Here is a 9,726-nt window from a genome sequence, read left to right on the forward strand (position 1 = left end):
AATGTTTCAAAAGTCAGAATTTATTACACCTACTGTAATAAATATATATTTTGTACAGAAAGGGGAGATTCACATATGCAGGCAGTTTCACACAAAAAAACTGTAGAAACACCGACAATATATCGAATTTTATTTGCGATTAGCTTTGGGCATTTTTTAAATGATTCGATGCAAGCAGTTGTGCCGGCGTTGTTTCCTATTTTGGAAAAAACGATGAATTTATCCTATATGCAAGTAGGGTGGATTGCGTTTGCATTAAATATGACGTCATCGATTATGCAACCGGTGTTTGGTATGTATTCAGATAAGAAGCCGTCACCATTTTTATTACCACTCGGCATGTTTTCAAGTATGCTTGGAATGATTGGACTCGCGTTTGCACCAAACTTTATTATTGTTATTATTTCTGTTTTATTTATTGGTTTAGGTTCCGCGGTCTTTCATCCAGAAGGCGCTCGTGTTGCGTATATGGCGGCAGGTGCAAAACGAGGGTTAGCGCAAGCAATTTATCAAGTTGGGGGAAACACGGGGAATTCTCTAGCTCCTATTTTTACAGCGCTAATTTTCGTTCCACTCGGTCAAATTGGTTCATTAGGTTTTACAGCATTTGCAGCAGTAGGAATTGTATTATTAATTTTCGTATCGAATTGGTACAAAAATGAATTAGCAACCGGTGCTGTAAGAAGGAAGAAGAGGGCTGCACTTGAGGCGGAAAATGCAATTGTAAGTACACACATTAAATTCGTTATTATACTTCTTGTTTTTCTTACTTTTGTACGCTCTTGGTACGGTGCTGGTATCGGGAATTTCTATCAATTTTACTTAATAGAGCATTACGGTTTATCTATAAAAAATGCCCAGTATTTCGTATTCGCATTTATGATTGCTGGTGTGTTAGGAACTTTCTTCGGAGGACCGTTAGCAGATCGATTTGGTAAGAAAAATATCATCGTATTTTCAATGTTAGGTTCAGCGCCACTTGCACTGTTATTACCACATGTCTCACTTGTGTGGGTCGTACCGTTATTTTTATGTATCGGTTTTATTAGTTCAAGTAGTTTTAGTGTAATTGTTGTATATGCACAAGAGCTTGTACCTGGAAAAGTGGGAATGGTGTCAGGATTAATCGTAGGTCTTGCGTTTGGACTTGGAGCATTAGGTGCTGTAGTTCTTGGGAAATTAGCAGATATATATAGCCTGCAATTTATTATGCTATTATGTAGTTGTCTACCATTAATTGGACTCACTTCATGGTTACTGCCAAGTGATAAGAAAACGATAGAATAGGGGATGCGCTATGAAATTGTGTGAAAACGTTACGGAATTAATAGGAGATACACCTGTCGTCCGATTATCTAAATTTATTCCGGAAGACGCAGCAGATGTGTATGTGAAACTAGAAATGTTTAATCCATCGCGCAGTGTGAAAGACCGTGCTGCTTATAATTTACTTCACGTTGCAGAAGAAAATGGTCTCATCAAACCAGGAGATACAATTATTGAACCGACAAGCGGGAATACAGGGATTGGTTTAGCGATGAATGCAGCTGCTAAAGGGTATAAAGCGATTTTAATTATGCCAGACAATATGTCAAAAGAGCGTATCAATTTATTGAAAGCATACGGGGCAGAAGTAGTTTTAACACCAGCAGAACAAAGAATGCCAGGAGCAATTGCGAAGGCGTTAGAACTGCAAAAACAAATACCGAATAGTTTTATCCCGCAACAATTTGAAAACCCGGCTAATCCGAATATTCACCGTTATACGACTGCGCTTGAAATTTACGAACAAATGGATGGAGAGCTTGACGCTTTTGTTGCAACGGCAGGAACAGGCGGAACGATTACAGGGACCGGTGAAACGTTAAAAGAGAAATTACCAAACTTATATATTGCAGTAGTAGAACCGAAAGGATCTCCCGTTTTATCAGGTGGTGTACCAGGTCCTCATAAACTAGTAGGAACAAGCCCAGGATTTATCCCGAAAAACTTAAATACAGAAGTGTATAACGAAATTATTCAAATTGCAGACGAAGAGGCTTTAACGACAATGAGAAACTTAGCTAGACAAGAGGGATTATTAGTTGGGCCATCTTCTGGAGCATCTGTTTACGCTGCAATCATGATAGCGAAACGTCTAGGCGCTGGTAAAAAAGTTTTATGTATTGCGCCTGATACAGGGGAACGTTATTTGAGTATGGGGTTATTTGAATAAAAATGATAGAAACACCTTAATAGTGAGTAGCTGCTATTAAGGTGTTTGTTTTATGGAATGAAGAGGGGGAGAAGAACAATGAAACTAATAAAACCAATCCATGAATATAGTGAGCATATTACGGCGTATAGACAGGCGTTTTTACACTCAGGGGAACAACCACATGGAAGTAGCTCTTTACAAAATTTTGATTCTCTTGATGAGTGGTTTGAAAAAGTGCGTAAACAAGAACTAGGAGAAAATTTACTAACTAATCGAGTACCATCTAGCCAATTTTTAAGTTTTGAAAAAGGAGAACTTATAGGTTTTGTGAATATTAGACATAGATTAACTCCAGAATTATTAAGGGAAAGCGGTCATATTGGATATAGTGTCCATCCGAATAAACGTCGCCACGGTTACGCTACGAAACAACTAAAGCTTGCATTAGCTGAAGCACAAAAATTAGGATTACAGAAAGTGTTAATAACTTGCGATAAATCCAATATCGGTTCTGCTAAAACGATTCAAAAGGCTGGCGGTGTGTTAGAAAATGAAGTAGTTTCTTCTCGTACTGGTGAAGTTATTCAGCGCTATTGGATAGAAATATGATTAAGTAGGAATTTTAAAAGGTAATGCAAGCTGTAAAATCGAAATAGATAAATGAAAAGTAAGGGGATTACTGCAATTTTAGGAGGAAATGAATTGGGATTAAAAGAGAAAGCAATAGAGATGTCAGGGATTTATAGGCAAAATCCGAAAGTGGAAGCTATTATTTTAGCGGGTTCAGTAGCTAGAAAACTTGAAGATGAACATTCAGATATAGAATTACATATTTTATGGTCAACACCGCCGGAAGATGAGGATCGTAGGGCCCCTATTTATCATATTGATGGGAAAATATTATCGTATCATCCGTATGAGGAAGAAGAATGGTCGGAAACGTATTTAACGAAAGAGGGAATTAAATTAGAGATTAGTAACTTTTTAACAGAGACAGTAGAGAAAGTGATTTCGGATGTGGTGGATCAATATGATATAAGTTATGAAAAACAATGTATTGTATCATCTGTTCATGATGGTGTTAGTTTGTATGGAGAAGGGAAAGTGAATGAATTAAAAGATAGAGTAGCGGCATATCCAGATGAACTAGCAAAACGGATGATTTCAGAAAATCTATGCTTAAGTAATCGTTGGCACAATCGAAAGGCGCTTTTAAAACGGAAAGATTGGCTTATGCTTTATGACGTTATTTGTGAAGTACAAAGGAATGTATTTGGTGTTTTATTTGGCTTGAATAAAATGTACGTGCATCATCCAGCGTTTAAATGGATGCCTAATAATGTGGAACGAATGACTATTAAACCTGAAAAATTATATAAACGTATGGCAGATACATTAATAGGGAGTCCAGAAAATAGTGTGCAGGAGTTAGAGTTGCTAATAGAAGAAGTGTTGCAACAAGTTCATACATACGCGCCAGGAGTAAATGTGGATGAGCAAAAAAAATCTATTTTTTATTTTGTGAAATAGAAAACAGTAATAAGGGGGAAGTTATGGGGTTTTTTAATAGGTTTTTTAAAAAAGTTGAAAAAGTAAATGAGCAAGAAGCCACTCTGCATGAATTAAGTGAAGAATTGTATGTCGAATCACCGGTAGAGGAAGCGACTAGTTACTGGGTATCAATGGCACAAAATATAATTGTTAATGCTGTAAAGGCGGCTGACAATGATGTGGAACGTGCTTTCGTATTATTGAATTTGAAGAAAGGTGAGGCTTCATTTGATATTTTTTATCAAATAAATGGGCAATTGTATTTCTGGGATCAGCTAGAAAATGAGACGATAAGAAATAGAATTCAGAACGAGTTGTTACCGCAAGCTCCAGAAGTTTCAAATGCAGTAAATGAGCAATTTCGTGAAGCTGATCACCCTATAATTTCGTTCGCACAATTGCAGTTTGAATGGGAAACGAAAGCCTGGTTCTCACATATAATTTGGGAAGATAACCTTGCTGCTCAATTGCCCAAAACTCAAATTCTAAATGAATGGTTTCGTGTAATTAAAGAAGAAACGAAAAATAGACCACTGGATAGTGATGCGAAATTTTCTTGGTATCCATCAAACTCTTAAAAACTAATACAGATAGAGATAGAGATAGGTTATGTTTCTAGATGATTTTTCTTCTGGAATAAGTATCAATAATACGTAATTCTTTTTCTATTGCCTGTTAGAATTCGTTATGTACTAATCTACTTGTTTTCTAAACTAAAACTTATATTTCAAATTTTTAAATAGATTGTAATACATAAAAATTCAAAATATAAGTTGACACTATTTTTAATGTGTGATAAAAATGATAGTAATCAATTCGGAAAATAATATTTGGGCAATGAAAGGGTATAGTAGTGAATATCTCCCTATTTCAGAGAGCTGATGGTTGGTGTGAATCAGTATATAGATTATTCATGAAGTTCGTCCTGGAGCATCTTTCATAAATCTCGCATTATGAGGAAATGAAAGACGGTAGTTTATACCGTTATCAAATAAAGTGGTGAAGATTGTTTCACAACTAGGGTGGTACCGCGATATTTATCGTCCCTACGTATTTACGTAGGGACGTTTTTTATTTAGGTCCTAACTTTGGTGTGGCTTCATAACTAGGGTGGTACCGCGATATTTAATCGTCCCTACGTTTTTGCGTAGGGGCATTTTTATTTAGGTGGTTTCTTAGTATTCTTCACAACTAGGGTGGTACCGCGATATTTTTGTCGTCCCTACGTATTTACGTAGGGGCGTTTTTTTATTAGGGAGGAAGTGAACGTATTAGAAAAGAGTATTGATAGAACAATATAAATACCGAATTGTAACAAAGAAAAAGAGATAGAGAGGAGATTAATAAATGAATTCACAGCAATGGACATCGAAATTAGGTTTCGTATTAGCTGCAGCAGGTTCAGCAATTGGCCTTGGGGCGATTTGGAAATTCCCCTATATGGCCGGCATCGGAGGAGGCGGGGCGTTCTTCCTTATTTTCATCGGTTTCACATTATTAATTGGTTTACCGCTATTATTAGCTGAATTCGTTATCGGAAGAAGTACACAAAAAGAGGCTGTTGATGCATATAGAGAAATCGCACCAAAAACATTATGGCCATGGTTAGGGAAATTAGGGATTGTAACTTGTTTCATATTACTTTCTTTCTACAGTGTTGTAGGGGGATGGATTTTATTATATTTATGGAATGCAATTACAGGTAGACTATGGGAAGGAAATGGAGCATACGAAGCTACGTTTGGTGAAATCATTTCCAATCCATATTTAGCAGTTGGATCACAGCTATTATTCATTCTTATTACTATTTTCATCGTAAGTAAAGGTGTACAAAATGGTGTTGAAAAAGTAAATAAATATTTCATGCCAGCACTATTCGTTTTATTCTTTGTATTAATCGTTCGTGCACTTACATTAGATGGTGCTGGAGAAGGCGTTCGTTTCTTCTTACAACCTGATTTCTCACATGTAACATCAGAAGTTATATTATACGCAATGGGGCAATCGTTCTTCTCATTATCAGTCGGTGTAGCCGTAATGGTAACGTATAGTTCATACTTACCGAAAGAAGAAAGTTTACCACGTTCGGCATTTTCTATCGTAGCTTTAACTCTTGTTATTACATTACTTGCAGGACTTGCAATTTTCCCAGTTGTGTTCGCATTTGGAATGGAACCATCTCAAGGGCCGGGACTATTATTTATCGTATTGCCAGCTATTTTCAGTAAAATGGCGTTCGGAAAATTATTCTTCATCGTTTTCTTATTACTATTCTTCTTCGCTACGATTACATCAGCAATTTCAATGTTAGAAATTAGTGTTGCATCTTTAACTGCAAAAGGTAAAGGGAAACGCGAAAAGATGGCTTTAATCGTTGGATTATTAATTTTCGTTGTTGGGGTACCATCAGCATTATCATTCGGTATATTAAGTGATCTGAAGATTTTCGGAAAGACAGTCTTTGATTTAGCGGACTATGCAGTAAGTAACGTATTAATGCCACTTGGTGTATTATTAGTTTCTATCTTTGTTCCTTTAAAAATGAAGAAAGATGTATTAATGAAAGAGCTAGGTGTAAGTAAAAATAAAGGCTATAAACTGTTCGTATTATGGTTATTCTTACTTCGCTTTATCGCACCAATTGCGATAATTATCGTATTCTTAAATGTACTTGGCATTATTTAAAAAGAAAGGTAGCGTATCGCTCTATGATACGCTACTTTTTATTTTGCTCTTTTTTGCAGTTCGTTTACTGTTACGAACTGATAGCCCTTCTTAGATAAAGAATCTAAAATACCTTCAATCGTTTTAAAATTTTCATTAGACTCATCATACATAGAATGCAGTAAAATGATAGAACCTGGTTTTACATTTTTATTAACATATTCAATTTTATCAGCCGCAGATTTATAAAAAGTATCGGGCTCAAGATCCCATATAATCGTTTCGATATTATTTTTATTTAAATAATAGGGTAGTCCAATTAATTTTTTTCCGTTAGGGGGCCTAAAATCAATTTCGTCTGTAAATCCTGTTTGGCGGATGAATGAATTCGTTTTTTCTATTTCATCCTTAATAAAAGAAGGTGTTTTGAAAACCATTCTATTATGAGAATATGTATGGTTTCCAAGTTGGTGCCCAGATTGCGCGATAGCTTCTCCTAACGATAAATTTTGCTCTAATTCATTTCCAATTAAAAAGAAAGTAGCTTTAGCGTTGTATTTATCTAGTAGCGGTAATATTTGTTTTACATTGTTAGTAGGGCCATCATCAAAAGTTAAAGCAATCACTTTTTCATTTGTTTCTACGCGTTGTGTTAAATCTCCAAATAATTGAAAGCTTCTTGCGTTCATCAATTTGTATGTTCCGAATAATGCCGTGATAATAAAGAATAGTGTAACAATTGTAATGATAATTTTTTTCTTCATAATGTAACCTCACAATGATTTTTAATTCAGTTAAAAAGTATTATATCAAACTAAGTAATTTCGTGCTTTAAGAAGGGTGTGGATGCAAGGAGAAGGAATTTATCATATAATAAAATGCAAAAGGTATATTAGGAGGTGTTTATATGGCGATTATAATTCAATTGCCAGACACTGCAACGTCTCATGCAAAGCCAAGTATGGAAATGGCGATACTTTGCGTGAGGTAGACAAGTAATATACAATCGCCTATATGAGCTCGTATCATTTTTTATATTTGGCTTTGCACCTTATTGAAATGAACCATAAAAAATAAGGGGCGAGCAGAAATGAAATACGTAAAAGCTAATGCTGTTTTACCAGAGAGTTTAATTACTGAAATTCAAAAGTATATACAAGGTGAAACAATTTACATTCCGAAACAAGAAACGAAACATTATAAATGGGGTACACGATCTGGCGGAAGAAAACAACTAGATGAAAGAAATAAAGCAATTAAAGAAGCGTTTAAAAGTGGGATTGCTATTCATCAACTTGCAGAAGAATATTTTCTTTCTGGGGAAACGATTAAAAAGATTGTGTATTCTAAATGAAGATAAAAGAGTCTAGTTCAATTATTAAATTGAACTAGACTCTTTTTGCTTTGTATCTACTTGATATGAATGGGCATGATAATAGCAATATTGTGCCGTTTTTTTACTAAATAGAATACATAGTATTTGAGTGAAAAGCAGAAAGGTGAACATATATGAATCATATTGGACAAATAACGATAGAGCTTTTAGTTGGATTTTTTGTTCTGTTAATTGCTACGAAAATATTAGGGAAAACACAAATATCTCAGCTGACGCCATTTGATTTTATTTCTGCTATCGTTCTTGGTGAGCTTGTTGGGAATTCAATATATGACCCTAAAATTAAAGTGTGGTCTATTTTATATTCAGTATTTGTATGGGTGGTTTTAATTTATACTATAGAAGTGATAACACAAAAAATAAGAGGAACAAGAAGGTTTTTTGAAGGATATCCTTCCATTATTATCCGTAATGGAAAGATTGACCGAGAACAATTAAGTTCAAATCATTTGGATATTAATCAATTACAACAAATGCTAAGACAACAAAAAGATATATTTTCAATCCGAGAAGTTGAATATATGATCTTGGAACCTAATGGAAACATAAGTGTTCTGAAAAAGAGCAAATATGAATCTCCGACTATAAATGATTTAAGCTTAAAACATAAGCCTGTATACTTACCGGTTTCATTAATTAGTGATGGAAAAGTAGTGAAAGATAATTTGAGAGAAGCAGGCTTTGATGAAGGATGGCTTTATAAACAAATAAAGCAAAAAGGGATTACTAAATTTGAGGATGTATTATATGCAGAATGGAAAACAGACGATGGTTTCTTTTGTCAGGAAATGAAGCGGTAGAACATAATCGGAGTATGTAATATTTGTTTCTAAGTTATCTTTTACATATCAAAAAGCTGAAGCATTGTATACAATAAGACTAGATCAACAATTTGTATGGAGTGATAAAGATGGAAGCTTTTATTAGAAGTGATCAATACAATTTTATAAAATCACAAGCTTATATTTTAGCAAATGGGCATGCAACGGCAAATGATAGAGGTGTAATTCAAGCATTAAAATCACTTGCAATTGAAAAAATAATACATGTATTTGAAAATTTAACAGATGAACAGAAAGAGTTAATTGATACGGTATTAACAGTTCAAAATAGAGAAGATGCAGAATCATTTTTAATGAAAATAAATCCGTATGTCATTCCGTTTCAGGAAGTTACAGCGCAAACATTAAAAAAATTATTTCCTAAAGCGAAAAAGTTAAAACTTCCTGATATGGAAGAACTGGACATGAAAGAATTATCTTATTTAAGCTGGATTGATAAAGGGTCAAGCAGGAAATTTATTATAGCGAAAAATGATAAAAATAAGTTTGTTGGTCTGCAAGGAACGTTCCAAAGTTTAAATAAAAAGAGCATTTGTTCATTATGTCATGGACATGAAGAAGTAGGGATGTTTTTAGTTGAAATTAAAGGTGATGTACAAGGAACTTTCGTTAAAAAGGGAAACTATATTTGCAAAGATGGTGTAGCTTGTAATCAGAATATGAAATCACTTGATAAATTGAACGATTTTATTGAACGATTGAAGAAATAAAGAAAAAACCTCTAGTATTTTGAAGTGAACCCCGAAAACGGGACACCAATCAAAACACCTAAACCACTTGTTCCCTAAATTCTTTAGGGGATAGGTGGTTTAATTTTTCTTGAATTCGCACACAATTGTAGTAATGAATGTATTCTAGCACAATCTTTCGCACAGTTGTGTTGGATACTTTTGTTATCTTTTGTGAATAGAAAGCTTCACTTTTTAAATGACCAAAGAAGCTTTCCATGACGGCATTATCATGGCAATTTCCTCTCCGGGACATGCTGGTGATCATGCCGTTTTCTTTGGCATACGCTTGAAATTCTTTTGCTGTATAAATACTTCCTTGATCCGAGTGAAGAAGGACATCTTTTA

Annotated in this window: 11 protein-coding genes and 1 other annotated feature; of the genes, 9 read left to right on the plus strand and 2 right to left on the minus strand. The window is 34.6% G+C overall.

Features of this window, described 5'->3' with window-relative positions; all coding sequences use genetic code 11:
• Positions 1-75 precede the first annotated feature (75 nt).
• The 6 genes from C4S65_RS15730 (at position 76) to C4S65_RS15755 (ending at position 6,433) form a co-directional block, all read left to right on the plus strand.
• A complete protein-coding gene (locus tag C4S65_RS15730; protein ID WP_001149399.1) occupies positions 76-1,287 on the plus strand; it encodes an MFS transporter in 1,212 nt (403 codons plus the stop codon).
• A 10-nt stretch (positions 1,288-1,297) separates the two neighbouring features.
• A complete protein-coding gene (gene cysK / locus C4S65_RS15735) occupies positions 1,298-2,215 on the plus strand; it encodes a cysteine synthase A (RefSeq protein WP_000762271.1) in 918 nt (305 codons plus the stop codon).
• Positions 2,216-2,293: 78 nt separating this feature from the next.
• Complete coding sequence (locus C4S65_RS15740) at positions 2,294-2,806, plus strand: GNAT family N-acetyltransferase (protein ID WP_103945286.1); 513 nt, start codon at positions 2,294-2,296, stop codon at positions 2,804-2,806.
• Between the two features lie 93 nt (positions 2,807-2,899).
• Complete coding sequence (locus C4S65_RS15745; protein WP_000523208.1) at positions 2,900-3,727, plus strand: DUF4037 domain-containing protein; 828 nt, start codon at positions 2,900-2,902, stop codon at positions 3,725-3,727.
• 23 nt (positions 3,728-3,750) lie between these two features.
• Entirely contained in the window at positions 3,751-4,326 is a 576-nt protein-coding gene (locus tag C4S65_RS15750) for a hypothetical protein (protein ID WP_000505542.1), read from the plus strand.
• A 250-nt stretch (positions 4,327-4,576) separates the two neighbouring features.
• Positions 4,577-4,799, plus strand: a binding site (T-box leader).
• Between the two features lie 296 nt (positions 4,800-5,095).
• Complete coding sequence (locus tag C4S65_RS15755; RefSeq protein ID WP_001088183.1) at positions 5,096-6,433, plus strand: sodium-dependent transporter; 1,338 nt, start codon at positions 5,096-5,098, stop codon at positions 6,431-6,433.
• A 38-nt stretch (positions 6,434-6,471) separates the two neighbouring features.
• On the opposite strand, the gene C4S65_RS15760 is transcribed toward C4S65_RS15755, so the two are convergent.
• Positions 6,472-7,176 carry a polysaccharide deacetylase family protein gene (locus tag C4S65_RS15760; RefSeq protein ID WP_098838328.1) on the minus strand — a complete coding sequence of 235 codons (705 nt, stop codon included), beginning with the start codon at positions 7,174-7,176 and terminating at the stop codon, positions 6,472-6,474.
• A gap of 326 nt (positions 7,177-7,502) precedes the next feature.
• Here C4S65_RS15760 and C4S65_RS15765 point away from each other — a divergent pair, with 326 nt between their 5' ends.
• The 3 genes from C4S65_RS15765 (at position 7,503) to C4S65_RS15780 (ending at position 9,360) form a co-directional block, all read left to right on the plus strand.
• Positions 7,503-7,766 (plus strand): CD3324 family protein, encoded by a 264-nt coding sequence (locus tag C4S65_RS15765; protein WP_000878325.1) that lies wholly within the window; start codon positions 7,503-7,505, stop codon positions 7,764-7,766.
• 155 nt (positions 7,767-7,921) lie between these two features.
• Positions 7,922-8,608: a DUF421 domain-containing protein gene (locus C4S65_RS15770; RefSeq protein WP_061666789.1), complete on the plus strand. Its 687-nt coding sequence runs from the start codon at positions 7,922-7,924 to the stop codon at positions 8,606-8,608.
• A 110-nt stretch (positions 8,609-8,718) separates the two neighbouring features.
• A complete protein-coding gene (locus C4S65_RS15780; protein WP_000387068.1) occupies positions 8,719-9,360 on the plus strand; it encodes an elongation factor G-binding protein in 642 nt (213 codons plus the stop codon).
• Between the two features lie 58 nt (positions 9,361-9,418).
• Here the strand turns inward: C4S65_RS15780 and C4S65_RS15785 are convergent.
• On the minus strand, positions 9,419-9,726 hold a 308-nt coding region (locus C4S65_RS15785; protein WP_142391526.1), incomplete at its 5' end, for an IS3 family transposase.

It is taken from the genome of Bacillus sp. ok061, assembly GCF_900108285.1.
GTDB lineage: Bacteria > Bacillota > Bacilli > Bacillales > Bacillaceae_G > Bacillus_A > Bacillus_A thuringiensis_S.